This is a genomic window from Micromonospora sp. WMMD736 (assembly GCF_049179015.1).
GTDB lineage: Bacteria > Actinomycetota > Actinomycetes > Mycobacteriales > Micromonosporaceae > Micromonospora.
This window is the reverse complement of record NZ_JBMHMI010000001.1, coordinates 6,618,360-6,642,849: the sequence shown is the minus strand read 5'-3', so window position 1 is coordinate 6,642,849 and position 24,490 is coordinate 6,618,360. Positions and strand designations below refer to the sequence as shown.

At 71.6% G+C, this 24,490-nt stretch carries 22 protein-coding genes; 10 read left to right on the top strand and 12 right to left on the bottom strand.

Features of this window, described 5'->3' with window-relative positions; all coding sequences use genetic code 11:
- The first annotated feature begins 1 nt into the window (after position 1).
- The 3 genes from ACN269_RS30195 (at position 2) to glgB (ending at position 4,966) form a co-directional block, all read left to right on the top strand.
- On the top strand, positions 2–481 hold the full coding sequence (locus tag ACN269_RS30195) for a hypothetical protein (protein WP_421475629.1): 480 nt from the start codon (positions 2–4) through the stop codon (positions 479–481).
- Between the two features lie 154 nt (positions 482–635).
- Positions 636–2,876 carry a maltotransferase domain-containing protein gene (locus tag ACN269_RS30190; RefSeq protein WP_421475628.1) on the top strand — a complete coding sequence of 747 codons (2,241 nt, stop codon included), beginning with the start codon at positions 636–638 and terminating at the stop codon, positions 2,874–2,876.
- Complete coding sequence (gene glgB, locus ACN269_RS30185) at positions 2,864–4,966, top strand: 1,4-alpha-glucan branching protein GlgB (protein WP_421475627.1); 2,103 nt, start codon at positions 2,864–2,866, stop codon at positions 4,964–4,966. Before ACN269_RS30190 ends, glgB begins: the two co-directional genes overlap by 13 nt.
- Positions 4,967–5,056: 90 nt before the next feature.
- Here glgB and ACN269_RS30180 read toward each other — a convergent pair whose 3' ends face one another.
- The 5 genes from ACN269_RS30180 to ACN269_RS30160 all read right to left on the bottom strand — a co-directional run bounded on the left by ACN269_RS30180 (position 5,057) and on the right by ACN269_RS30160 (position 8,844).
- Positions 5,057–5,587, bottom strand: a complete 531-nt coding sequence (locus tag ACN269_RS30180; protein WP_421475626.1) for a hypothetical protein — start codon at positions 5,585–5,587, stop codon at positions 5,057–5,059.
- Positions 5,588–5,663: 76 nt separating this feature from the next.
- Positions 5,664–6,563: a hypothetical protein gene (locus tag ACN269_RS30175; protein WP_421475625.1), complete on the bottom strand. Its 900-nt coding sequence runs from the start codon at positions 6,561–6,563 to the stop codon at positions 5,664–5,666.
- A gap of 80 nt (positions 6,564–6,643) precedes the next feature.
- Entirely contained in the window at positions 6,644–7,087 is a 444-nt protein-coding gene (locus ACN269_RS30170) for a hypothetical protein (protein WP_421475624.1), read from the bottom strand.
- Between the two features lie 125 nt (positions 7,088–7,212).
- Entirely contained in the window at positions 7,213–8,178 is a 966-nt protein-coding gene (locus ACN269_RS30165) for an aldo/keto reductase (RefSeq protein WP_421476646.1), read from the bottom strand.
- Positions 8,179–8,184: 6 nt separating this feature from the next.
- Positions 8,185–8,844 (bottom strand): NADPH-dependent FMN reductase, encoded by a 660-nt coding sequence (locus ACN269_RS30160; RefSeq protein ID WP_421475623.1) that lies wholly within the window; start codon positions 8,842–8,844, stop codon positions 8,185–8,187.
- Between the two features lie 53 nt (positions 8,845–8,897).
- Here ACN269_RS30160 and ACN269_RS30155 point away from each other — a divergent pair, with 53 nt between their 5' ends.
- Positions 8,898–9,737, top strand: coding sequence for a helix-turn-helix domain-containing protein (locus tag ACN269_RS30155; RefSeq protein ID WP_421475622.1), 840 nt, complete (start codon positions 8,898–8,900; stop codon positions 9,735–9,737).
- Between the two features lie 125 nt (positions 9,738–9,862).
- Here the strand turns inward: ACN269_RS30155 and ACN269_RS30150 are convergent, their stop codons facing one another.
- Positions 9,863–10,903 (bottom strand): App1 family protein, encoded by a 1,041-nt coding sequence (locus ACN269_RS30150; RefSeq protein WP_421475621.1) that lies wholly within the window; start codon positions 10,901–10,903, stop codon positions 9,863–9,865.
- Positions 10,904–11,019: 116 nt separating this feature from the next.
- On the opposite strand from ACN269_RS30150, the gene ACN269_RS30145 reads away from it, so the two are divergent.
- The 4 genes from ACN269_RS30145 (at position 11,020) to ACN269_RS30130 (ending at position 15,338) form a co-directional block, all read left to right on the top strand.
- Positions 11,020–12,663 carry an ArnT family glycosyltransferase gene (locus ACN269_RS30145; RefSeq protein ID WP_421475620.1) on the top strand — a complete coding sequence of 548 codons (1,644 nt, stop codon included), beginning with the start codon at positions 11,020–11,022 and terminating at the stop codon, positions 12,661–12,663.
- Between the two features lie 51 nt (positions 12,664–12,714).
- Positions 12,715–13,512: a peroxide stress protein YaaA gene (yaaA, locus tag ACN269_RS30140; RefSeq protein WP_421475619.1), complete on the top strand. Its 798-nt coding sequence runs from the start codon at positions 12,715–12,717 to the stop codon at positions 13,510–13,512.
- 107 nt (positions 13,513–13,619) lie between these two features.
- Complete coding sequence (locus tag ACN269_RS30135; RefSeq protein ID WP_421475618.1) at positions 13,620–14,312, top strand: hypothetical protein; 693 nt, start codon at positions 13,620–13,622, stop codon at positions 14,310–14,312.
- Positions 14,313–14,375: 63 nt separating this feature from the next.
- Positions 14,376–15,338, top strand: a complete 963-nt coding sequence (locus tag ACN269_RS30130; RefSeq protein ID WP_421475617.1) for a TAXI family TRAP transporter solute-binding subunit — start codon at positions 14,376–14,378, stop codon at positions 15,336–15,338.
- 91 nt (positions 15,339–15,429) lie between these two features.
- On the opposite strand, the gene ACN269_RS30125 is transcribed toward ACN269_RS30130, so the two are convergent.
- From ACN269_RS30125 to ACN269_RS30115, 3 genes are all read right to left on the bottom strand, one after another.
- Positions 15,430–16,857 carry a sensor histidine kinase gene (locus ACN269_RS30125; protein WP_421475616.1) on the bottom strand — a complete coding sequence of 476 codons (1,428 nt, stop codon included), beginning with the start codon at positions 16,855–16,857 and terminating at the stop codon, positions 15,430–15,432.
- A gap of 9 nt (positions 16,858–16,866) precedes the next feature.
- Positions 16,867–17,523, bottom strand: coding sequence for a response regulator transcription factor (locus tag ACN269_RS30120; RefSeq protein ID WP_421475615.1), 657 nt, complete (start codon positions 17,521–17,523; stop codon positions 16,867–16,869).
- 81 nt (positions 17,524–17,604) lie between these two features.
- Entirely contained in the window at positions 17,605–17,916 is a 312-nt protein-coding gene (locus ACN269_RS30115) for a hypothetical protein (protein ID WP_355050324.1), read from the bottom strand.
- A gap of 97 nt (positions 17,917–18,013) precedes the next feature.
- On the opposite strand from ACN269_RS30115, the gene ACN269_RS30110 reads away from it, so the two are divergent.
- Entirely contained in the window at positions 18,014–18,352 is a 339-nt protein-coding gene (locus ACN269_RS30110; protein ID WP_421475614.1) for a DUF952 domain-containing protein, read from the top strand.
- A gap of 77 nt (positions 18,353–18,429) precedes the next feature.
- Here ACN269_RS30110 and ACN269_RS30105 read toward each other — a convergent pair whose 3' ends face one another.
- From ACN269_RS30105 to ACN269_RS30095, 3 genes are all read right to left on the bottom strand, one after another.
- Complete coding sequence (locus ACN269_RS30105; RefSeq protein ID WP_421475613.1) at positions 18,430–20,187, bottom strand: CDP-glycerol glycerophosphotransferase family protein; 1,758 nt, start codon at positions 20,185–20,187, stop codon at positions 18,430–18,432.
- Positions 20,188–20,538: 351 nt separating this feature from the next.
- Positions 20,539–22,635 (bottom strand): DUF6077 domain-containing protein, encoded by a 2,097-nt coding sequence (locus ACN269_RS30100; RefSeq protein WP_421475612.1) that lies wholly within the window; start codon positions 22,633–22,635, stop codon positions 20,539–20,541.
- Between the two features lie 141 nt (positions 22,636–22,776).
- Entirely contained in the window at positions 22,777–23,415 is a 639-nt protein-coding gene (locus tag ACN269_RS30095) for a TetR/AcrR family transcriptional regulator (protein ID WP_421475611.1), read from the bottom strand.
- A gap of 178 nt (positions 23,416–23,593) precedes the next feature.
- Between ACN269_RS30095 and ACN269_RS30090 the strand changes: the two genes are divergently transcribed.
- Entirely contained in the window at positions 23,594–24,487 is an 894-nt protein-coding gene (locus tag ACN269_RS30090) for an ABC transporter permease (protein WP_421475610.1), read from the top strand.
- The last annotated feature ends 3 nt before the right edge of the window (positions 24,488–24,490 follow it).

Sequence of the window (24,490 nt, the reverse complement as noted above, 5' to 3'; positions counted from 1 at the left end):
CATGCGGTACGACGAACTCGAAGCCGCGATCCTCCGGTTGGTCATCGCGGCGGGCGAGGACGACCTGCGCGCCTTCGGCCTCGACACGGTCACCCGGCTGACCCGGGAGGACCTGCTCGACACCGCCGTCGACGACGAGCTGACCGGGGACGCGTGGGCGGCGCTCGCCAGCGCCCGCGAGACCGTCCCGACGGCCGACGCGCCGGAACTGCGCGCGCTGCTGGTACGGATCGACGAGGGCATCCTCGCCGACGGTGACCTGGATCAGGGGCTCCTGACGGCCTTCACCGCGCTGGAGCACTGGACCACCTACCTGGAGGAGAACGGGCGCGGCGAGATCTACGAGCTGGCCATCCGTTCGATCGAGGAGGTCGACTTCCAGGTCTCGGCCGACCTGGACGACGTCCTGGCCACCCCGGAGATGACCGCCGAGTACGCCCGGATCGAGCGCCTGCTCACTGCCAGCCGCAGGCCGGCCTAGCGGCTCGTGAAGATCCGCGCAACTTCGGGGAAACTGCTGTCTCAACGCGCCCCGATGCAGCAGTTTCCCCGAAAGTGAGCGGATCTTGGGTTGGGTGCCCATCGGGCGGGTGCTTGGCCGCGCGCGAGCGGATCTCGCACAGTAGGTTGGCGGAGTGACAGGACGGTTCCCGATCGAAGACGTCTCCCCCGTCGTCTCGTGCGGGCGGTACCCGGCCAAGGCGGTCGTCGACGAGCCGGTTCCGGTGTCGGCGCGCGCCTACCGGGAGGGGCACGACGCGCTGGGCTGCAACGTGGTGTGGACCGGCCCGGACGGCGAACAACGGCCGTTCACCCGGATGCGCCCCGGCGAGCCGGGCCAGGACCGCTGGCACGCCACCATCGCGCCGGACGCCGTCGGCGAATGGACCTTCGCGATCGAGGCGTTCCAGGATCCGTACCTGACGTGGCAGAACGCGGTCACCAAGAAGATCGCCGCCGGGCAGGGACCGGAAGATCTTGCCAACGACCTGGCCGAGGGCACCCGGGTGCTGGCCGCCGCCCGGGACCTCGTACCGGACGCCGACCAGGGGCGCGTCGCCGACGCGTTGACCGCCCTCGCCGCCACCGACCTGCCGCTGGCGCAGCGCGTCGGGCCGGCACTCGCCCTCGCCGACCTGCTCTGGGAGCACCCGGTGCGTGAGTTGGTGACGGTCTCTGACGCGTACTCCCTCTGGGTTGACCGCAAGCGGGCCCTCTTCTCGGCCTGGTACGAGTTCTTCCCGCGCTCCGAAGGAGCGGCGGGTGGTCGCTCCGGGACCTTCGCCACCGCGACCGAGCGGCTGCCGGGTGTCGCCGCGATGGGCTTCGACGTGCTCTACCTGCCGCCGATCCACCCGATCGGCCGGGTCAACCGCAAGGGCCGCAACAACGCGCTCACCGCCGGACCGACCGACGTCGGCTCGCCGTGGGCCATCGGCGCCGCCGAGGGCGGGCACGACACGATCCACCCCGACCTGGGTACGCCGGCGGACTTCCGGGCCTTCATCGAGGCGGCGGCGGCGCAGGGCCTGGAGGTGGCGATGGACCTGGCGTTGCAGTGCGCGCCGGACCACCCGTGGGTGACCGAGCACCCGGAGTGGTTCACCACCCGGGCCGACGGCAGCATCGCGTACGCGGAGAACCCGCCGAAGAAGTACCAGGACATCTACCCGGTCAACTTCGACAACGACCCGGAGGGCATCCGGGCCGAGGTGCTGCGGGTGGTGCTGCACTGGGTGGGCGAGGGCATCCGGATCTTCCGGGTGGACAACCCGCACACCAAGCCGTTCGACTTCTGGCACTGGCTGATCGCCGAGGTCAAGAAGGTCGACGAGGACGTGCTGTTCCTGGCCGAGGCGTTCACTCGGCCGGCCATCATGCACGGGCTCGGCAAGATCGGCTTCACCCAGTCGTACACCTATTTCACCTGGCGCACGACGGCCGCGCAGATGCGGGAGTACTGCGAGGAGCTGGTCGAGTCGGCCGACTACATGCGGCCGAACTTCTGGCCCAACACGCCGGACATCCTGCACGAATCGTTGCAGCACGGCGGCCCGCCGATGTTCAAGATCCGGGCGGTGCTGGCCGCGCTGCTCTCCCCCTCCTGGGGCCTCTACGCGGGCTACGAGCTGTTCGAGCACGTGGCCCGCCCCGGCGCGGAGGAGTACCTGGACAACGAGAAGTACGAGCTGCGCCCGCGCGACTGGGCCGCCGCCGAGGCGCAGGGCCGCTCGCTGGCGCCGTTCCTGACCACCCTCAACCGGGTACGCCGCGACAACCCCGCCCTGCACCAGCTCCGCAACCTGCGCTTCCACGAGATCGACAACCCGGCGCTGCTGTGCTGGTCGAAGCACGACCCCCAGACCGGCAACACGGTCATCGTGGTCTGCTCGTTCGACTCGCGCGAGGTGCAGTGGGGCAACACCACGCTCGACATGCCGGCGCTCGGGTTCGACTGGCACGAGCGCTTCACCGTGTACGACGAGCTGACCGGCGCCAGCTACGACTGGGGGCAGCGCAACGCGGTACGCCTCGACCCGTACCTGCAACCGGCGCACGTGCTGACCGTCCGCCGCCCGACGCCGCCCGCCGTGCCCGAGCCGGCCGGCGTCGAACCGGCGGATCTCACCGTCGCCGACGTCCCGGACGAGTTGTCCGGCGGCACCGCCCCGGTGACCCCGGCGACCGAGCCGTCGCTCCCGGCCACCGAGCCGGTGAGCCCGGCCAGCGGTGCGGCGACGCCGGCCATCCTGGCGTCCCGCGCGGCGGCCCGGGCCGCTGCCGCCCAGTCCTCGGCCGGCCGCCCGGCTGCCACCCGCCCGTCCGCCTCCGCACCGACCGACGCCGCCCCTAAGGACGACCGATGGACCAGCTGATCACCGGTGTGACGCACGACCCGCACGCGCTGCTCGGGGCGCACCCGGCCGAGGGGTCGACCACGATCCGCACGATGCGCCGAGGTGCGGGTGACGTGACACTGCTCGTCGGCGACGAGCGGCACCCGATGAAGCGGGTGCACGACCTGGGCATCTTCGAGGCGCAGGTCGAGGGCAGCGTGCTCGACTACCGGGTGGAGGTCGACGGCACGGCGCACGACGACCCGTACCGGTACCCGCCCACGCTCGGCGAACTCGATCTGCACCTCATCGGCGAGGGCCGGCACGAACGGCTGTGGGACGCGCTCGGCGCGCGGGTCTTCGACGAGGGCGTGGCATTCAGCGTCTGGGCGCCCAACGCCCAGGGCGTCCGCGTGATCGGCGACTTCACCGGCTGGGGCGCGGACGACGGCTGGCCGATGCGCTCGCTCGGCTCCAGCGGGGTGTGGGAGCTGTTCGTCCCCAACGCGCGGGTCGGCGCCCGCTACAAGTACCGGGTGCTCGGCGCCGACGGGCGGTGGCGGGACAAGGCCGACCCTCTCGCGGCGTACGCGGAGGTGCCGCCGGCCACCGCCTCGGTGGTGCACCACTCGACGTACCGGTGGAACGACGCCGACTGGTTGGCCCGGCGGGCCGAGCGTCAGCCGCACCAGGAGCCGATGAGCGTGTACGAGGTGCACCTCGGCTCGTGGCGGCCCGGCCTCGGCTATCGCGAGCTGGCCGACCAGCTCACCGCGTACGTCACCGAGCTGGGCTTCACGCACGTGGAGTTCCTGCCCGTGATGGAGCACCCGTTCGGCGGTTCCTGGGGCTACCAGGTGACCGGCTACTACGCGCCGACGTCCCGCTTCGGCGACCCGGACGAGTTCCGCCACCTCGTCGACGCCCTGCACGCCGCCGGCATCGGCGTGATCCTCGACTGGGTGCCGGCGCACTTCCCAAAGGACGAGTGGGCCCTCGCGCGCTTCGACGGCACCCCGCTGTACGAGCACCCCGACCCCCGGCGCGGCGAGCACCCCGACTGGGGGACGTACGTCTTCGACTTCGGCCGCCGGGAGGTGCGCAACTTCCTGGTCGCCAACGCGCTCTACTGGTGCGAGGAGTTCCACGTCGACGGGCTGCGCGTCGACGCGGTCGCCTCGATGCTCTACCTGGACTACTCCCGCAACCACGGCGAGTGGGCCCCCAACCAGTACGGCGGTCGGGAGAACCTGGAGGCCATCGCGCTCATGCAGGAGGTGAACGCGACGGTCTACAAGCACCACGCCGGGGTCGTGATGATCGCCGAGGAGTCCACCGCGTGGCCCGGGGTCACCCGGTCCACCGCCGACGGTGGGCTGGGCTTCGGGTTCAAGTGGAACATGGGCTGGATGCACGACACCCTGCTCTACACCTCGAAGGACCCGATCTACCGCCAGCACCACCACCACCAGCTCACGTTCTCCCTGGCGTACGCCTGGAGCGAGAACTACGTGCTGCCGATCAGCCACGACGAGGTGGTGCACGGCAAGGGTTCGCTGGCCGGCAAGATGCCCGGCGACACCTGGCAGCGCCTCGCCAACGTGCGGGCGCTCCTGGCCTACATGTGGGCGCACCCCGGCAAGCAGTTGTTGTTCATGGGTTCCGAGCTGGCCGATGACCGGGAGTGGAGCGAGGAGCGCGGTCTCGACTGGTACCTGCTGCACGACCCGGCCCGCGCCGGCGTGCAGCGGCTCGTCGGTGACCTCAACCGCGTCTACCGGGGCACCCCGGCGCTGTGGGCGCAGGACACCGAACCGGCCGGCTTCCGCTGGATCGCGGGAGACGACGTCGCCAACAACACCGTCTCCTTCGTCCGGATCGCACCCGACGGTTCGACGCTGGTGTGCGTGGCGAACTTCTCCGCCCAGCCCCTGCACGACTACCGGATTGGCCTGCCGGCCGGCGGTACGTGGACCGAGGTGCTCAACACCGACGCCCACCACTACGGCGGGTCCGGGGTGGGCAACCTGGGCGCGGTGCACGCCGAGGACGTGCCCTGGCACGGTTTGGTGGCGTCGGCGGCCCTCCAGGTGCCCCCGCTGGGCGTCATCTGGCTCCGCCGCGACTGAGCGCCCCACAGTCCCATGATCACTTGATGCTCACTAGTTGCCGGGAGCCTCCTGGAACTGCTGAGCATCAAGTGATCGTCACGCCACCTGCTACCAACCCTGGGAGAGGCGAGCCAAGATCGGAATCACTCCGGCAAGGGCGGACCAGACAACAGCAAACCAGGCCAAATGGCGCTGCCAGGGAAGTCCCGAGCGAACCTCTTCGCCAGATGTCCTGGTCGCATGCTCTTTTCTGCGTGCCTCGATGAGCGCAGCCACCCGGGTGCTCCTGCGACCTCCCGCCAGCTTTCCCAGCAGAGAGCCCTGGAAGGCATAGCAGGCTACATCTCCGTAGCCCAAGACACTGACCACCAAGCCGTCGGTCGCGGCGACCGACCTGATCCGACCCCACGGCACGAGAACCTGAGCCCACGGGTTGACTATCTGCAACGATTCACGCGTCGGCTTGACGAAAGAGAACATCGTCATGAGGGCGATCACATGACAGACAACTGCGAAGAAGCTGGCGACGGCAATCAGCCCAAGCCACCCATTTGCCGGATTCAAGCCGAACATGAGCATCATGAAGCCGAACAGCATCCATATCAGGAAGCCGCCCGACCAGTTCAGCCTGTTCCTCAACCGCGCTCCCAACTCCTCCTATCGGATGTAGGGCGTCATGGGCGCCCTCCACCCGTCGCCATTTGACGACCACGCCCTACTGCACCGCGATGCGGACAATCCGCGTCCCGCCCCGGACCGACTGTGCGGTCAACACGCCGCCGTCAACCCGGGACAGCTCACCGAACCGTCCCTCGGCATGCAGGCGCACCGCATCGCCGCCGAGCGAGTAGAGCCACAGCCCGTCCCGCCCGTCGACCCGACCACTCACCGCCAATCGTTGGCCGTCGACCGTCGCCACGCCCCGGATCACCTCGAAGGGCAGATCCTGCTCGACCAACCCATCGCGGCCGTTCGTCAGCCACAGCGTCCGCCCCTGTACGACGTAGACATCGTTCGCGCCGACAGTGCCGAGGAAAAGCGGCTGGGAATCGTCGAAGCGGCATGGTCCCCGGGGCCCGGTCGCCACCTCTCTGCCGGGTTCGCTCGCGGCCTCTTTCCATGTGCCGGTCGAGCCACGGAGAAGCGTGAGGCACGCCGCCCCCGACGGTTTGGTCACGAGGATCCCGCTGCCATCAGCGGCCGATGAAACGCTGGCCACCGCAGCAAAGCCACCCCAGCGCTCCATGCTCGTGTGCGCCGGATTCAGGAGGTCGACCACCGTGCTCTCGCCGTGGCAGTAGCCGGCGGCAAGGATGTCGTCACCTCCGCGAGCGGCGATGCGCTCCGGGGTGTACCAGCCGGGACACTCCATCTCCCAGTCCCAGTAGCTCATCCGCTCGAGTTCGCCGCCGTCGCCGTGCACGCTGAACAGCGCCTGCGGCGAATCCGACGCACCACGCTCGGCCAGGAGAAAGAAGACCTCGCCGTTCGCCAGGCCGACCGGCGCGCCCAGCAGTTCGCCACGTGACGTCGGAATGAGAGGTCCGGTGGGCGTGCCGGCCAGCCGCACGTCGCCGGGGCGGATCGCGAGGTACAGGGCGGCTGCCGCCGTCACCAGCAGCAGCGGCAGTCCCCAGGCGAGAAGGCGACGGCCACCCGTTCGGCTCCGTGCGGTCTGGACCGTGTCCGGCTCGTTCAGGTGGACGCACCGCCGTCACCCGACTCGGCGGCCCTCGAACCGGGCCCGCCGAGGCCACAGGCCGCCCTGATGCGTCGTACCGTCTCGTCGCGGTAAGGAACGGCGGCCAGGGCCTGCCAGACAGGCCCCACGCCGGTCGGGAGGACGACAACGAAGGAGACGCTGTCGCCGAACCGGGAACTGATCGTCAAGCGGGCACCGGCCGCGGGTTCCACGGCCGTCACATCCTGAAGGTTCATCGACTTGGCGCGGACCCAGGACTCGCCGAAGCTCCGGAAACCCCAGACCCTGACCGGCGCGAAGAGCAACCGCCGCGTCGTGAGGGTGAGAAGGACGCCGGTCATGCTCAGGGACGTCGTGCCGAACGGGAAGTATCCGCGCTGGGTGAAGACGATCCGCTCGTCGCCAACCGAAGCGGCGCGTAGCGCAGCACCCTCCACCCCCACTCCCCGTCCACTGTTCGGGCCGGGAGGGACGATAACGCAGCGCGGCAACCGACCGCTGCCCGCCACGGCGGCGCTCGCATTCGCTCGGTATCGGCTGCGTCCTCCTCCACAGTCCCGCCTCAGAAGCCGGTTGGCTGCCGCGGAGTGTAGGGAGCGGTCAGCATCACGTGCTCCTGCCCGCTGAGGCTGACCGTCAGAGCGGCGGTGGCATCGTCGAGGTGCTGTGGTGCGCTGGCACCCACGATCGGTGCGGCAACGACCGGGTTGCTCAGGACCCACGCGAGTGCCACCTGCGCCATGGTGACGTCGTGGACGTCCGCGACGCGCTGTACCGCGTCGATGATTGATTTGTCGGCGTCGTCGAAGAACTGCCTGCCGATCTGGTCGTTGGCCGAGCGATGTGTCTGCTGGCCGTACGGTCGGGCAAGGCGGCCGGACGCGAGTGGGCACCAGGGCAAACTTGATACGGCCTGGTCGGCGAGGAGCCCGAACATCTCCCGTTCCTCCTCGCGCTGCACGAGGCTGTACTGGTTCTGCATCGAGACGAACTCGGGCCAGTACCGGAGCCGGGCAGCATGTTGCATCTTGGCGAACTGCCAGGCAGCCATGGATGAGGCGCCGAGAAAGCGCGCCTTGCCCGCGGCGACGACGTCGTGCAATGCCTCCATCGTCTCCTCGACCGGGGTCTCCGGGTCGAAGCGGTGGACCTGGTACACGTCGACGTAGTCGGTGCCGAGCCTGTGCAGCGAGGCGTCGATCTGCGTCATGATCGCCCTGCGCGACAGGCCGGAACCGGTCGGCCCATCGTGCATCGGTAGGCCGACTTTCGTAGCGATGACCACCTCCTCACGTCGGGCGTAGCGGCGCACAGCGCGGCCGAGGATTTCCTCGGAGGTGCCGTGCCCGTAGACGTTCGCGGTGTCCCAGAGCGTGATGCCCAGCTCGACCGCCCGCCGGAAGATCGGCTGCGCGGCGTCCTCGTCCAACGTCCATGGGTGCCTGTCGGTGGGTTGGGCGAACGTCATACAGCCGAGCGCGATCCGGCTCACCCGCAGGTCCGACGAGCCCAGACTGGTGTAGTCCATCAATCGTCACGCCCCACCCGGGTACGGTGCGGCGGTCCGGGCGGCACGTAGTGCCTGAGCCCACCACGAGAGTTGTTCCAGGAGTGTCTTGGCGTAGCCGGCCGCGGCGACGTCCAGCGGTGCGCCGTCCTGCCAGGCGGTGAAGTAGTTGGGGAAGGCCAGTCCGTCGCGGATCGTCACCGCGTGCAGTTCGGTGAACACGTTCTCCAGGTGCAGCACCGCGTGCCGGCCGCCGGCGGCACCGCCGTAGCTGACGAATGCCACCGGTTTGGCGGTCCACTGCGTGAAGTGCCAGTCGACGAGCGCCTTCAACGATGCTGGGAAGCTGTGGTTGTACTCCGGAGTGACGATGATGAAGGCGTCGGCCTCGGACAGCTTTCTGGTGAGGTCCCGCATGCCTTCGGGACGGGGGTAGTCGTCTCCGGCGAACTTCGGCGAATCGGCCGGCAGCGCCAGCGGAATGTCCACGCCGGCCATGTCGATGAGGTCGACGTCGAAGCCGCCGTGCGCCTGAACCTGATCGGTCACCCAAGAGGCGACGACCGGCCCGAACCTGCCCTCACGCACGCTACCGACGATGACCGCGAGTCTGCTCCTGTCGCTCATGCCGTCGACGATCTGCCGTTTCCGGGCGAGCAGCCAGACCGTGTCCAGGCTGGCCCCCACAGGGCCACCCTGAGCTCCGCCGGCCGGGTGTGCCGGGCCGTAGGCTCCGCAGCATGGGTACCCCGCTGGGAGACTTCGTCCGGGCCAAGCGTGACAGCATCCGACCGGAGGAACTGGGCCTCCCGGCAGTTCCGCGACGGCGTGCTCCCGGGCTACGACGTTCGGAGTTGGCCTCGCGGGCCGGGGTCAGCGTCGAGTACCTCACCAGAATCGAACAGGGCCGCGACCGGAATCCGTCGCGCTCGGTCGTCAACGCCCTGGCCGATGCGCTCAACCTCGACACCGCCGAACGGACGCATCTGGGCTACCTCGCCAAGATCACTGGTGGCGCGTGTGCCGGGCGCGTCCGGCCGACGCCGCCCGTGCGCACCGTGCGGCCAGCCGTGCGTCAGATCCTCACCCTTCTCGAGCCGGGCATCGCCTTCGTCACCAACCGGATCGGTGACGTGCTCGCCCACACCGACGGCTTCGGCACGGTCATGCACGACACCGGCCTGCTGGACGCCGAAGAGCCCAACCTGACCAGGTACGTCTTCACCCATCCGCAGGCCAGGACCACTTTCGTCGACTGGGACCAGATCGCCGACGAGCAGGTCTTCAACCTGTGGCTCGGGCCTTCGGCCGAGACGTTCGAATGGTTCGCGGCCGATCTCGCAACCGTGGCCGGCGCCGAGTTCACGCGGCGGCTGCACCGGCACCTCCCGCCTGCCCGAGTCCCGCTGAGGATGACCCACCCGCGCGGGCCTCAGCTGCGATGGAATCGGGAGGTCCTTGAGCTTCCTGTCTCGGACGCCCAGCAACTGATCCTTCTGCTACCCGCTGACGACGCGACGGCCGCGGCGTCGGATCACCTGCGTGAGCGCCCACTCCGCACCACCCTCCGCGCTGTCTGACGCCCGCGTGGCTCCGCCGGGCCGACCCCGGCAGCCCCATGATCACTTGATGCTGAGTAGTTCTGTGGACCTCCTCGCGACTACTCACCATCACGTGATCAAGCGAGAGCTGAGGGATCAGCGGGTCAGACCAGGCCGGCGTCGCGGAGTAGCTGCCACAGGCCGGCACCGTCGGGCGCGGACAGCCACTTCTGCCCCACCGGCCCCGAGGACGGCCGTCCGGCGGGGGCGGGCAGGCTACCGGCCAGCACCGACTGGGTCGGGGACAGCCTGCGGATGGCCACCCCGGCGACGTTCTCCGGGTGGGCGGCGGCGAATTCGCGGTAGATCTCCTGGTCGTGCTGGCCGTCGTCGCCGACCAGCAGCCAGCGCACGTCGGGGAATTCCTTGGCCAGCCGGGCGAGGGTGGAACGCTTGTGTTCCATGCCGCTGCGGAACCAGCGGTCGGCGGTCGGGCCCCAGTCGGTGAGCAGCAGCGGCCCGGCCGGGTAGAGGTGCCGGGACAGGAACCGCGTCAACGTCGGCGCGACGTTCCACGCGCCGGTGGAGAGGTAGAAGACCGGAGCGCCGGGGTGCGCGGTGACCAGCCGCTCGTACAGCACCGCCATCCCGGGTACGGCGGCGCGGGCGTGCTCGTCGAGGACGAAGGTGTTCCACGCGGCGAGCAGTGGCCGGGGCAGCGCCGTCACCATCACCGTGTCGTCGATGTCGGAGAGGATGCCGAACTTGACGTCCGGGTCGAGGATGCGCACCGGAGCGTCGACGGGCTCGGCGTCGGGGACGCTGAGGCGTACGGTGCCCCAGCCGGGTGGCAGGTCGGCCTCGACGAGCGTGTCGACGAAGCCGCTGCGGTCGGCCTGGGCATCGTGCCGCACCCCACCGGCCTCGATCTGCACCGTGACGTGCTTGGCGGGCAGGGTGGTGAAGCTGCGCCAGCCGCGGACCTTCTCCAGCCGACCCCGCTGCCGGGTGTCGGGACGGCCGAGCAGCACCCGGCACAGCACGCGTACCCAGCCGGGGCGGCCGTAGCCCGTGTAGGCGACGATGTTGATCCGCCAACCGGTGCGGCGCAGCCGGCGCTCCACGAGCTGGTGCACGGCGTCCTCGATCCGCGCGGCCCGGTGCAGATTCGGCACGGCCAGTTCGCCGGCGGGTGTGGGTGGCACCCGCCAACCCTGCCACACGCCGACGCCGACGGCCACGCGAGCCGGTCCGGCTGAGCCGATCCGCCACGGCCGGCCCGCCGTCCGTGAAACACTCCGGTCGGGACGACGACGGGGGCGTGGTCGTGTCGCATCCAGAGCAGCACCGCGGGCGGTGGCGTCCGCGACTCGACCGGCCGGCGCTCGTCGCGCTGCTGGTCGGGCTGGTCGGTGTCGGGTACCGGCTGGTCCTGACGCTGTACACCGTGCCGGTGTCGAACAGCGATGAGGCCACCTTCGGGCTGGCCGCCCTGCACATCGGGCAGGGCCGGGAACACCCCGTCTTCCTCTACGGCCAGCACTACATGGGGGTGCTGGAGTCGTACCTGGCAGCGCCGCTGCTTGCCGTGTTCGGGCCCAGTTGGCCGGTGCTGCGGCTGCCGATGCTCGCCCTGTACGCGATCTTCCTCTACCTCGCGTACCGGCTCACCCGACGGCTCTATGCACCGTGGTTCGCCGTCCTCGTGGTCGGTCTGCTGGCGCTGGGACCCGAGCGGGTGGTGCGTGACCAGCTCACCGTGGTCGGCGGCCGGCCGGAGGTCAAACCGGCGGTGCTGCTGATGCTGCTGATCGTGGTGGGGCTGGCCGTCGGGTCGGTGCGCCACCGTCGGCTGGCCGTCGCGCTGTTCGGGCTGCTAGCGGGGCTGGCCGCCTGGTCGGACTGGCTGATCCTGCCGTACCTGGCGGTCGCCGTGCTGGCCCTGGTCTGGGCGGTGCGGCGGGAGCTGCTCGGCTGGGCCGGGCTGCTGCTGGTCGCGGGTTTCGTGGTCGGGGTCGCGCCGATGATCGTCGACAACCTGCGGGCCGGGCCGGATGAGGACTCGCTGACGGTGTTCCGGGAGGTCAGCACCAAGGCCGGCCCGCTGCCGCCGTGGTCCGACCGGATCTCCGGCGGCCTGTTGGAGGGGGTGCCGCTGGCGCACGGGCTCTGCCCGGTCGACGGCTGCGGCCGCTGGCAGCAGTGGTTCGGACTGCTCTACCCAGCGCTGCTGGTGGCCGCCGCCGTGCTCGCGCTCGTCGCGTACCGCCGGGCCGTGGGCACGACACCCGCCGAGGGCACGCCACGGGCCGCGCGGGTCGGGCCGGTGGTGCAGCTCGCGCTGGTCGTCGGCGCGGCGTTGACCCTGCTGTCGTACGTGCGCAGCCCGCTCGCCGCGACCAGTCCGCTGGACAACGCCCGCTACCTGTCGGTGCTGCAACTCTCGCTGCCGGCGGTGCTCTGGCCGCTCTGGGCGGCGGCCGTGGCCGCCTGGCGGGGCACGGTGGGCGTACTCGGCCGGCTGACCGGCGCGCTGGCCACCGCCGTGCTGACGGCGCTGGCCGCGACGACGCTCGTGGTCACCCTGATCTTCGCGACCAGCGGCACGGCCGCGTCGCGCACCGAGGAGCGCCAGGCCCGGGAGTTGGCCGCCGCGCTGCGCGCCGACGGACCCCACGAGGTGTACGGGGACTACTGGACCTGCAACCGGCTGATCTTCAACACCGACGAGACGGTGGCCTGCGGGGTGCTCGACGGCGACCTGTCCCCGGGGCAGAACCGCTACCGGCCGTACTGGCGGCAGGTCGGGCGGGCCGCGCGGCCGGGCTACGTGGTGGAGGTCGACTCGCCGATGGAGCGGCGGCTGCGCCGGCTGCTCGCCGACCGGCCCGACGCCGCACCGGTGCGCGAGGTGGGTGGCTATCGCGTGTACCACCCCGACACCCCGGTGCGGCCCTGGCGGTGAGGACGGGTCGTACGCTGGCCGGGCCGCCGCCGTACCGTTCGAGGAGACCTCATGCTCATCCTGCTGCCGCCCTCGGAGGGCAAGGCCGACGCCGGCACCGGACGGCGGTGGACACCGGACAAGCTCTCGCTGCCGGAACTGAACCCGGCCCGCGAGCGGGTGCTCGACGCGCTGGTGGCGCTCAGCGCGGGGCCCGACGAGGAGGCGGCGTTGGCCGTGCTCGGTCTCAGCGACGGCCAGCGGGGGGAGCTGCGCCGCAACGCCCGGCTGCGGGAGGCGGCGACCGCCCCGGCCGAGCGGCTCTACACCGGGGTGCTCTACGAGGCGCTGGAGCTGGCCACGCTGCCCCCGACGGCGCTGCGGGCGGCCCGCCGGTCGATCCTCATCAGCTCCGGACTGTGGGGCGCGGTACGCCTCGCCGACCGGATCCCGCCGTACCGCTGCCCGATCGGCGTCCGCCTGCCGGAGGTCGGGGCGCTGTCGGCGTACTGGCGCCGGGAGTTGGGCCCGGTCCTGGCCGGCGCGGCCGGTCGGGGCCCGGTGCTGGACCTGCGCTCCGGCGCGTACGCGGCCACCTGGACGCCGCGCGGTGAGCTGGCCGAACGGACGGTCACCGTGCGGGTGCTGCACGAGCGGGAGGTCGACGGTGTGCCCATCCGCTCGGTCGTGAGCCACTTCAACAAGGCGACCAAGGGACGGCTGGTGCGGGATCTGCTCCTCGCCGGCGCGAAGCCGCGCACCGCCCGGGAGCTGGTCGGCACCCTGCGCGAGCTGAAGCACACCGTGGTGGAGGAACCGGTCGCCGCCGGGCGGGTCCGGCAGGTGGATCTGGTGGTCACCGAGCTGTAGCGGAGCGAGAGCCGCAAGATTTGCTCAAGGCTGGGCGGGACACGTTCCGTAACGACCGCGCAGGGGCCACGGTAGGGGAACCCAGACTCCGACGAGGGAGCCTCACGTTGGCCCGCGATCCCGCCCTGCTCGACCGGCCCCGCCCACCGGCGACGCCAACCCCGCTGGACTGGCTGACCCTGGGCGACGCGTTCGAGGCCGCCTGCCTGCTGCGCTGCGCCGCGCCTCCGTCCGGCGCCCGGCCGAGCGCCACGCCACCGGCGCAGGCACCGGGGGTCGAGTTCAACCGGGAGGACGCCGCGCAGCGGATGCGCCAACTGTTGGCCCGTCTCGACATTCCGGTCACCCAGGAGGCGACGGTCGGCGGACTACGTCGCCGCTACGAGCTGCACCGACTGTGGGTGCCACCGGAACACCGGAGCGCGTACGGCCGGTTGATGGATGCCGGCTGGTGGCAGGGGCGTCGGGAGCTGTTGGGCGGTCCGGTGCCCGGCGCCTCGCCGGCCCGCCGCCGATGGGTGTCCCGCCTCGCGGCGGCGGCGTGGCGGTCGGCGCTGCTGGCCGGCGGGCGGCACGTACGCCGGCACATCCTCGGTGTGCGGCTCACCGACCGGGAGTTGGCCGCCGTGCTGATCCGCGGCGCGGCCGTGCTCGACGTGCCGGCCGCGCTCCGCCCGGGAACCGGTTGTTTCCTGGTGAGCGTGGCCGACGGGCCGGACCGGGAGCGCATCCTGCACAGCGCGGCGTTGGAGCCGGCGCGCGGCTCGGTGTCGACGCCGGGCCGCCGCCTGGTCTGCTGAGCGAGGGCCCGTACGGCGGTACTGACGGGTACGGGCTTGCGCGTGCCCGTCGGAGCGCGCACAGTGCACCGCGTGAGTCGTACCTCGTCTCGTCGGGCCGGTCGACGCCGCGCGGGGGCGGCGGCGCTGGCGCTGGTCGTGGCCCTGGCCGTCGCGGGTTGCCGCGACGACCCGGGCGAGCCGGTGGAGATCCGGATCGCCACCGGCAGCCCCACCGCCGTCTACTACGCGTTCGGGCAGTCCCTCGCGACGATCCTCAACCGCGAACTGCCCGGGGTACGGGCCAGCGTGGTGGTCACCGCAGCGTCGGCGGAGAACGTCCGCCTGGTCGGCTCGGGGGCGGCCGAGCTGGGTTTCACCCAGGCCGACGTGCTGCCCGCGAGCCCGACGCAGAGCCCGTCGGTGGACGCGGTGGCCCGGGTGTACGACGACCAACTTCACCTGGTCACCACCGACGGCGGGCCGGTCCGTACGGTCGGCGACCTGCGGGGCCGGCGGGTCTCCGTGGGCGCGGCCGGCTCCGGCACCGAGATCACCGCCACCCGGCTGTTGGAGGTGGCCCGGCTCGGTGGCGACGCGGTACGCCGGGAACGGCTCGGCCTGGACGACTCGGTGACCGCCCTGCGCTCGGGACGCATCGACGCGTTCTTCTTCTCCGGTGGACTGCCGGTGCGGGGCATCGAGGAGCTGGCCGGGCGCAGCGCCACCCGGATCGTCGACCTGGGCGAGTGGACGGAGCCACTGCGCGCCCGCTACGGGCAGGTCTACGTCTCCCGGGACATCCCCCGCTCGGTGTACGGGATGAACCCGGTGACCACGGTCGCCGACCCGAACTACCTCATCGTCCGGGCCGACCTGCCGGAGCCGCTGGTCCGGGACGTGACCCGACTGCTGATGGAGCGCCGGGCCGAGTTGGGCGCGGCGCATCCGGCGGCGGGACGGATGAGCCCCCGCTCCGCGATCGCCACCGCGCCGCTGCCGCTGCACCCGGGCGCCGCCGCCTGGTACCGGGGGGCGAAGCCCTGAGCGGCCGGGCTGCCGCGTCGTGGGCTGCCGGGTCGCACGCGCCTGAGCTGCCGGGCCGCCCGCGGCGGCTGCGCCCTGAGTCCCCGGCCCGCTAGCGCGCCGGGGTGGGCCACCGGTCGGCGGCCGGGTCGCCGTCCGACGGCTCCCCCACCGGTTCGGCCGTGGGGAACCACAGGCCGGCGACCAGCCCGCGCGGGGTGCCCGCGCGCATGGTGAGCCGCCCGTCGGAGGCGTCCACCAGCACGGCGGCGATGGTCAGGCCGAGTCCGGCCCCGTCGACGTTCTGCGCGTCCGGGGCTCGCCAGAACCGCTCGGTGGCCTGGCGGAGCTGACTCTCGGTCATCCCCGGGCCGGTGTCGCGCACCTCCAACAGGACCCCGTCGTCGCGGCGGGCCACCGTCACCGTCACCGCCCCGCCGGCCCCGCTGAACTTCACCGCGTTGTCGATCAGGGCGTCCAACGCCTGGTCGACGGCGGTCGGCACGGTCCGCGCGTACGCGGGAGCGTCGCTCGTGGCCAGGCGCAGCGCGACCGACCGGTGCCGGGCCAACGGCGCCCACGCGGCCACCCGGGAGGCCGCGACGGCGGCGGCGTCGACGGTGACCCGCTCGTTCTCCTCACGTTCGGCCCGGGCCAGGGTGAGCAGCGCGTCGAGCACCAGCGCCAGCCGGTCGGTCTCCTCCAACGCCAGCCGGTGCTCGGAGCGCCCGTCCGCGTCGGTGAGGCTGGGACCCAGCTCCTCCACCCGCAGCCGCAGCGCCGTGAGCGGATTGCGCAGCTGGTGGCTGGCGTGCGCGACGAACGCGCGCTGCCGGTCCATCACGTCGGACACCACGTCGGCCATGTGGTTGAAGCTGGTCGCGAGGCGGCGTAGCTCCGGCGGGCCGAGTCGGTGCTGCACGCGGGCGCCCCGGTCGCCCTCGGCGATCTCGTGGGTGACCGCGTCCAGCTCGGTGACCGGCCGCAGCACCCATCCGGCCAGGCCGAACGCGGTGAGCACGCAGGCCAGCACGACGAGCAGGCCGGCCAGGGTGAGCAGCAGCCACCAGATGGTCACGGCCCGGCGGATCGCGCCGGCGGGTGTCACGATCACCACCGCGCCGAGGACCTCACCGCCGTCGTTGATGGGCACCGCCACCACCACCGGCCCGGCGGACCAGGGCCAGATCGACTCGGGCGCGCTGGACTGCTGCCCGGACAGCGCGACGTCCAGGACCGTGGCGGTTCCCGTCGACCGCCAGCTCGCCGAGTCGACGACGATGCCCCGGTCCCGGTCGACGACCGCCGCGCCGATCCCGTACAGCTCGTCGTAGCTGCGCAGCTCCGTGCCGATCGGGCCGGGCTCCCCGCCGCGCAGGGCCGGACCGGCCAGCGAGGCGAAGCGGGTGGCGTCGGCGAGCCGGTCGGCGCGTACCCGCTCGGTCTCCCGGCTGGCCAGGGTCACGGCGAGCGGGCTCTCCAGCGCGACGAGGACGAGCACCATCAGCAGCAGGTAACTGATCACCAGTCGGCGGCGCACGGCGTCCCCTCACGCATCGCGCAACCGGTAGCCGACCCCACGGACGGTCTCCACCAACCGCGCGTCGCCCAGCTTGCCGCGCAACGACCCGACGTGCACCTCGACGGTGTGCGGATCGCCCCAGGTGGTGCCCCAGGCGTCGAGCAGGATGCGGTCGCGGGGCACCGCCACCCCCGGCTGGCGGGCGAGCGACAGCAGCACGTCGAACTCCTTGCGGGTCAGCGTCACCGCGCGCCCCGCCACCGTGACCGTGCGGGCGGCCACGTCGATGCGCACCGTCCCCGCCTCGATCAGGTGCCGCTCGGGGGCGGCGTTCGCGGCCCGGCGCAGCACCGCCTCGATCCGGGCCTGCAACTCCACCATCGAGAACGGTTTGACCACGTAGTCGTCCGCGCCCAGGCGCAGCCCGAGGACCCGGTCGCGTTCCTCGCCCCGCGCGGTCACCGCGATGATGCCGAGCTGGCTGCTGCGCCGCCGCAGCTCCCGACACACCTCGGTGCCGTCGCCGTCGGGCAGGGTCAGATCGAGCAGCACCAGGTCGCAGGGGGCGGCGGAGAGCGCCGCGGCGACGGTGGCGGCGTGCTCGACCTGGTAGCCACGACGGGTCAGGGCGGAGGAGAGCGCGGCGGCCACCCGGCGGTCGTCCTCCACCAGCAGGATCCGCACCGTGCCCCCATCCGTCGCAGCCGTCCTGCGAATGGTGGCAGAAGCCCGCCGCGAGCGGGAGGGCCGCCTCCCGGTCGGGCCCTACAGACCGAACGTGTCGTCGGCGACGGCGTCCCGTACGCCGTCGGTGAAGCCCCGGAAACCAGGGTCGTCGTGCCGGGCGGGGACGCTGGTGACGTTGACGCCGCTGGCCTGGGTGACGGCGTCGACCAGGGGCGGAAAGTCGATCTCGGCGTCGTCGAAGGCGTCGTCGTCCGCCTCGGCCAGGTTGATCACGTGCTGCACGTCGTCGGACGGGGTGTCCGGGTCCTCGGCCCACTCGCCGCCGGCCCGGTAGCACTCGTCGTACAGCCCGCGCTGGGTGTCGGTCCAGTCGTCGTCGTAGCTCGCCATGGTCCATCCCTTCCCGGCCGGTCCACCTGAGCATGACGGGCGGCGGCCGACGTCGGCGGCGGTACGGGGAGAAACGTGGGCGACGTAGTCTGCGGAGGTGATCTACAAGCTGTTGCCGACCGTCGAGTGGGACGAGGCCCGGACCGCCGGTGTCGTCGCCGGCTCGGCCGTGGACCGCCAGGACGGCTTCATCCACCTCTCCGCCGCCGACCAGGTGGTGGAGACGGCCCGCCGGCACTTCTCCGGCGTCACCGGCCTCACCCTGCTGGGCGTGGAGGAGGACCGGCTGGGCGACGCCCTGCGCTGGGAACCGTCGCGCGGCGGGCAGCTCTTTCCCCACCTGTACGGGCCGCTGCCGCTGGACGCGGTGGTGACGGCACGGGCGTTGCCGGCGGACACCCCGGTCGCCGACGCGGTCGCTGCCCTGCTCGACTGAGTCGGAACTTCTCGCCGTCGACGCGAGCGCGCCCGGTCCGACGGGTGTCGGGCCGGGCGCGGGGACGAGGTGCGCGGTCAGCGGCAGAGCCGGGTGATCTCCTCGGCGAACCGGTCCATCGGGTTGGCCTCCGCCGGCCCCAACAGGTAGGTCTTCAGGTCGCGGCGTGCCTCCGTCATCGGGTCGTCGCCGGCCCGGGTCACCGCCACGATCTTCTCCAGCTCACCGCAGTCGGCGGAGAGCAGGTACGCGGCCCGCGCGGTCGGGTACTCCCGGCGGAACTCGTCCTCCGGCAGGCCGGCCGGGTTGGCCACCACGTACGGCCGCTGACTCTGCACGAAGTCCGACACCACACTGGACACGTCGCTGATCAGCAGGTCGGTCTGGTTGAAGCAGTCGAACAGTCCGGGCGTACGTCCGGTCACCACGAGGTGTGCGGTGCCGTCCAGGGAGGCCGCGTTGGGGTTTCCACCGGCGGCGCGGATCGCCTCGACGATCCGGTCGTGCACCGCCCTGGCCGCCTTGGACCGGGAGCCGGTGAGCGGGTGCGGCTTGTAGACCAGACGCACCCGGGGGTTGCTCGCGAGCAGGCCCTTGACGATCCGCTCACCCATCAGCACCAGCGAGGTGTGGTACGGATCGTCGTCCAGCCAGCCCTCCCAGGTGGGCGCGTAGAGCACGGTGAACGGGCGGTCCACCGACTCGGCCCCGAAGGTGTGCACGCCGGCCAACTGCGGTCGGCCGATCTCCACGATGTCCGAGTCGAGCACGCCCACCCCGGCACGGGCGTACCGCTCCCGACCGGCGAGGCCCGCCACCCAGACCTCGTCGTACACCTTGCTGTAGGGGTTGACGCTGGCCTGCTTGTCGCTGTCGCCGTGCCCCACGAAGACGTGCTTCATGCCGGGCTCGCGCAGCATGTGGATGTTCGCGCCGACGTTCGCGGCGTAGAGGGCGGCGCGGACGCTGCCGAGTTCGAGGTTCATGAAGTCCACCCCGGCCGGTACGCAGATCACCGGCAGCCGGGTGTCGGCCAGCTCGAGGAACGCCTCCCGGCTGCGCATCAGCACCACCGCGCGCTGGTTGAGGGCTTCGGTGGGAGCGAGCCACATGTTGGCCTGGTAGACGTCCTTGGCGGGACCGGCGAAGTAGAGCGCCACCTCGGGCCGGTGGGTGTCGAGCCAGCGCTGCACGGCCGGCATCAGCGGCCCCTGGCCGGAGCCCCGACCCCGCAGCCACGTCACGGCGATGATCGCGCCCACCACCCCGGTCGCCGCCACCGTCACGGCGGCGGCGACGAAGTACGGCGTCGGCTCGTGCCGCACGGCGGCGACCACCGCGGCCGGGACCAGCAGAAGGTTGAGCAGGGGCATCCGGTCCCCCGCGACGGCCGCCGCCCAGGCCGGCGGGCGCGGGGCCGAGCGCAGGGGGCCCAGCTCGATGTTGCGGACCAGTGCGGACTGGGGGTTACGACGATCGATCATGGTGGAGAGCGCGCCCGCGAAGACCGAGACGACCCACACCGCCGCCGGCAGGATCAGCAGCAGGCTCAACTCGACGCCGTCGAGCTCGACCTGGGCGGCGACCAGCAGCACGGCCGACAGGTCGCGGGTCAACTGGCGGTACGAGAAGCTCAGGCCGACCTTCTCCAGCAGCAGCTGCGACGGCGGGGACCAGCGGGCGACGGCGAACTCGCCGACCACCGCCGCCAGGCCGGCGACGGCGAACAGGCCGACCCAGCCGAAGGCGCCTGCGACGAGCATGACCAGATAGGCCAGCACCAGCAGCGCGCTGCGGGCGGCCACTCCGATGCGTCCTGTCAACGTGCCGAACAACGAGTTCGCTCCCTACTAGATCCTTGACGGGCGGGGCCCGAGGTCGGCGCGGCGGCACCGCACGCGGTTCGGTCGGGAGTCCGGGGCCCGACCCGCCCTGCCATCACCGTAAGTGACTGTCGGCGAGCTGAGCGGCCGCCGACAAGCCGGCGGCCGCATCCCAGCTCGGAACTCCCGCGCAACAGCCTGAACGGCGAAGACCCGATCCCCTCCGTGCCGCTCGTACACATGCGACCTTAACGCGAGAGGACATCGGGGTGCCGCTCGGGTATCAATGTCCTTACCGGGTCAAAACTCGCCACCGGCTCGGCCTTGGACGTGCCCGACGACCGAGCCGGTACGGAGTTCTCATCAGCGACGGAAGCAGGTCATCGCCCCCGGGCGTTTGCGGGTGGCGAACTGCTCGAAGCCCAACTGCGGCGCCAGGTCACGGGCCAGCTGGTTGCTTGAATAGACACAGATCGTGGTGACGTTGAGCCGCTCGATCGCCCCGGCCAGCTCGGGCACCGGCGCCAGGTCCGCCTTGCCGTTGGCCAGGGCGACCAACTTCAGCCGGTCCTGGACGAAGGGCGTGTCCATGCCGTAGTCCGGCAGATAGCGGTCGTTCGGGCTGACCACCCGCATCCTGCTGGTCACCATCGGGGCGGTGTGCATGAGCGTGGACGGGGCCAGGACCACGCCGTCGGGCCGGTCGAGGCGGGTCATCCAGAAGACGATCGTCTTGCGCTGCTGGGGCAGCTTCCAGACGGGCTCCTCGTGCACCGCGACGTAGCTCTTCGGCGACCACATCGGCGTACCCAGGAGCGCGAAGCAGGCAACCAGCGCCGCCGCGATCGCGACGCTGCCGAACACCCGCACCCGCGGCAGGTCGACGGTGCAGAGGATGCCGATCACCGCCGGGAGGGCGAACATCCAGGGCAGCCGCCAGAGCACGACACCGATACCGGTCAGGCTGTTGATCACTTCGAGGACGCCCGGGAAGAGCAGCACGCTCATCGCCAGGGTGCTGCCCGCGACGAGCAGCTGAGGAGTCCGACGACGGGTGGCCAGGGAGCCGAGCCACAGCGCCAGGCCACCGATCACGCCGAGCACACCGAACAGGATGGTCCGCCGGTAGGTGATCTCGGCGTCGTAGAAGGCGGCGGCCGCGTTCTCGGTGATGGGCCCGGCGTTGAGCCGCGACCAGATGGTCGCGCCAATGGGGTAGATCAGCGCCGCCGCACCGGCCAGTAGGCCGTCCCGCCAGCGACCGACGACCATCATCGCGAACGCCGCGCCGCCGACCAGCAGCGGTAGGACGATGGCCGCGGTGGTGGTGAGGCCGGTGGCCACGATCGAGAGCGCGGCGATCAGCACCAGCCCGCGCCGGGACCGCGAGTCGAACCACTCCGTCAGGTAGACCCACATGAGCGGCACCACGGCGGCGACGAACATGGTCTTGCCCTGGTGCAGCCTGGTCAGGTGGAAGGTGCCCAGGGCCGCGTCCTGGCCGGCGACCAGGTAGAGGTAGGCCACGGAGACGGTGAAGGCGAGCACGGCCCGGCGCGGCGCCCAGCGCTGCACGAGCCGCCACAGGGCCAGCACCGCCAGCACGGACATGACCGGCATCACCACGTACCACGTGGCGGAGGCGGCGTGCAGGCCGAAGACGTGCGCGAAGGCGCCGTAGAACACCTCGATCGAGGGCACCGGAGGCTGCGAGTTCATCGCGGGCGCGACGCCGTCGGTGAACAGGAAGTCCCGCAGCGGCACCTGGTCGCGTTCCGCCACCCAGACCGACTTACCGATGAAGAAGGCGTCGTCGACGGAGTTGCGGGCGAAGAAGAGTCCGGAGATCGCGGCCAGCACGGCGACGACCAAGGCGTACGCCGACGAGAGCGGGGTCGCGGCGCCGGCCGGGGCGGCGCCCACGGGAGTGCCGAGCCAGCGCCGCCGGGCCAGGTACAGGCCCCCCACCGCAGCGAGGGCGCCGAAGCCACCCGGGATCCACCACGGGATACCTGCGCCGATGCCGTCGGCGGCGGCGGTCAGCCCCGCCGTGACGGCCGAGACGGTGCCCGCGCCGACCACCAGGGCGAGCAGGGGACGCGGGTACGCCGGGGCGGCCTCCCCGACGGCCTCGCGGTCGGCAGGGTCAGCGGCGGACGCCGGACCGGACCGGCGGCGCCACCACAGCCACCCGCCGAACGCGACGACGCAACTGGCGGCCCAGATCAGGAACGTCGTGGACGGGGCCAGGTCGACCAGGAACGCCAGGTGGTAGAAGACGGTCCAGAGCGCGAACGCCAGTACACCGGCGTCGGTCAGCAGCACCGGGGCGGCGGCCACGAGGGCGCGCAGTCGCGCGCCGGGGCTGGGCCGGGACTCGGCGGCGTGGTTCTGCTTCTGCTCCGCACCTGTCGAGGTGGGCTCGGCGGGCGCGTCGGCGACCTGTTCGACCTGGGGCACGGGACGTCCTTGTCGTCATACGAACGAATTCGCGAGGAACGTTAAGTCACACGGGAGTGGCGAAATGGGGATCCGGCACAGCGGGCGCCAGCCTAGCGGAATCGGTCACGGTGCCATGTCCTCCGAGCCGCCAGGACCGGGTCAGGTGGCCACCGGGGCGTCCGGTCGGCGCCGCAGCGCGGTGTCCGCGCCGAGTCCGGCGGCCACGGATTCGACCAGGTTGTCCAGGTAGCTGTCGGTGAGCGGCAGCCGGGCGATGGCGAGCCGCCAGTAGAGCGGGCCGACGATCAGATCGACGGCGGCGTCCGGGTCGGTGTCGGCGGGCAGCTCACCGCGCTGCACGGCGCGGGCGACCAGGCGACCGCCGATCTCCTGCTGGCGGGCGCGCAGCACCTGTCGCAGGGTCTCGTCGATGGTCGGGTTGCGGGCCGCCTCGGCCAGCAGGTCGGGGATGATCTGCGAGGCCAGGGGGTGACGCAGCGCGTGCGCCACGGCCTGGAACAGCAGCGCGAGATCGCCGCGCAGCGTGCCGGTGTCCAGCACCGGCAGCTTGCCGTGTGCGGCGGCGGCGACGATCTCCACCACCAGGTCGAGCTTCGAGCTCCACCGGCGGTAGACCGCGGTCTTGCTGACGCCGGCCCGGCGGGCCACCGCCTCGATGGAGAGCCGGCCGTAGCCGACCGCCGCCAGCTCCTGCATGAGGGCGCGTCGGATGGCCGTGGTGATCTCGTCGCGCAGCACCGCCGCGCCGGCCGGTACGCGCCTTTTCTCGGTCGTCACCGAGGACTCTTCTCGCAGGTCACGCCCGCTAGAGTAGCGCAACGACGGTACGGTTGCGTCCCGACGTGTTTCGGACTACTGTCCACGCAGCGACGAGGCGGCGTCCCGCGCACAACTCCCACTAGGATTCCATCGTCGTGAGCAACCCGTCTGCACGAAAGATCGGAGTGCCATTTCCATGGCCACCACCGCGCTGGTCGACCCTGACACGGGCCTGACCCAGGCGCAGCTGGCCGCTCGGCACGGGCTACGGGTCGCCGGTGAGCGACCCACCCTCGTCGAGTACAGCCGCCGACTCTGGGCCTACCGGCACTTCATCGCCGCGTACGCCAACGCCAAGCTGGTCGCGTCCTACAGCAACGCCAAGCTAGGCCAGCTCTGGCAGGTGCTCACCCCGCTGACCAACGCCGCGGTCTACTACCTGATCTTCGGGGTGGTGCTGGCCCAGAACAGCATCCCGAACTTCATCGCGTACCTGACCACCGGGTTGTTCATCTTCAACTTCACCCAGAGCGCGGTCCTGGCCGGCACCCAGTCGATCAGCAGCAACCTGGGGCTGATCCGGGCGCTGCACTTCCCCCGGGCCAGCCTGCCGCTGTCCACCACCGTGACCCAGTTCCAGCAGCTCCTGGCGTCGATGGTGGTGCTGGTCGGCATCGTGCTGGTCACCGGCGAGCCGATCACCTGGGACTGGCTGCTGTTGGTGCCGGCCCTGCTCCTGCAGGCGGTCTTCAACGCGGGCGTGGTGCTGCTGGTCGCCCGACTGGGCTCCAAGGCCAGCGACCTCAAGCAGGTCATGCCGTTCGTCATGCGCACCTGGATGTACGGCTCCGGCGTCCTCTACAGCGTCAGCCTCTTCGAGCGGCTGCCCGGCTGGGCGACGACGCTGGTCCAGTTCAACCCGCTGCTCGTCTACATCGAGCTGGCCCGGTACGCGCTGCTCGAGCAGGCGCCACTGCTCAACGAGTCGCTGACCCAGCTCTGGCTGGTCGCCGCCGGTTGGGCACTGGTGGCCGGCATCGGTGGCTACATCTACTTCTGGCGCGGCGAACAGGAGTACGGCCGTGGTTGATTC

Bases quoted from the DNA above. Each gene is read 5' to 3' on its own strand.
- ACN269_RS30195 (WP_421475629.1), top strand. From the start codon at position 2: ATGCGGTACGACGAACTCGAAGCCGCGATCCTCCGGTTGGTCATCGCG.
- glgB (WP_421475627.1), top strand. From the start codon at position 2,864: ATGGACCAGCTGATCACCGGTGTGACGCACGACCCGCACGCGCTGCTC.
- ACN269_RS30165 (WP_421476646.1), bottom strand. From the start codon at position 8,178: ATGGACTACACCAGTCTGGGCTCGTCGGACCTGCGGGTGAGCCGGATC.
- ACN269_RS30155 (WP_421475622.1), top strand. From the start codon at position 8,898: ATGGGTACCCCGCTGGGAGACTTCGTCCGGGCCAAGCGTGACAGCATC.
- yaaA (WP_421475619.1), top strand. From the start codon at position 12,715: ATGCTCATCCTGCTGCCGCCCTCGGAGGGCAAGGCCGACGCCGGCACC.
- ACN269_RS30115 (WP_355050324.1), bottom strand. From the start codon at position 17,916: ATGGCGAGCTACGACGACGACTGGACCGACACCCAGCGCGGGCTGTAC.
- ACN269_RS30090 (WP_421475610.1), top strand. From the start codon at position 23,594: ATGGCCACCACCGCGCTGGTCGACCCTGACACGGGCCTGACCCAGGCG.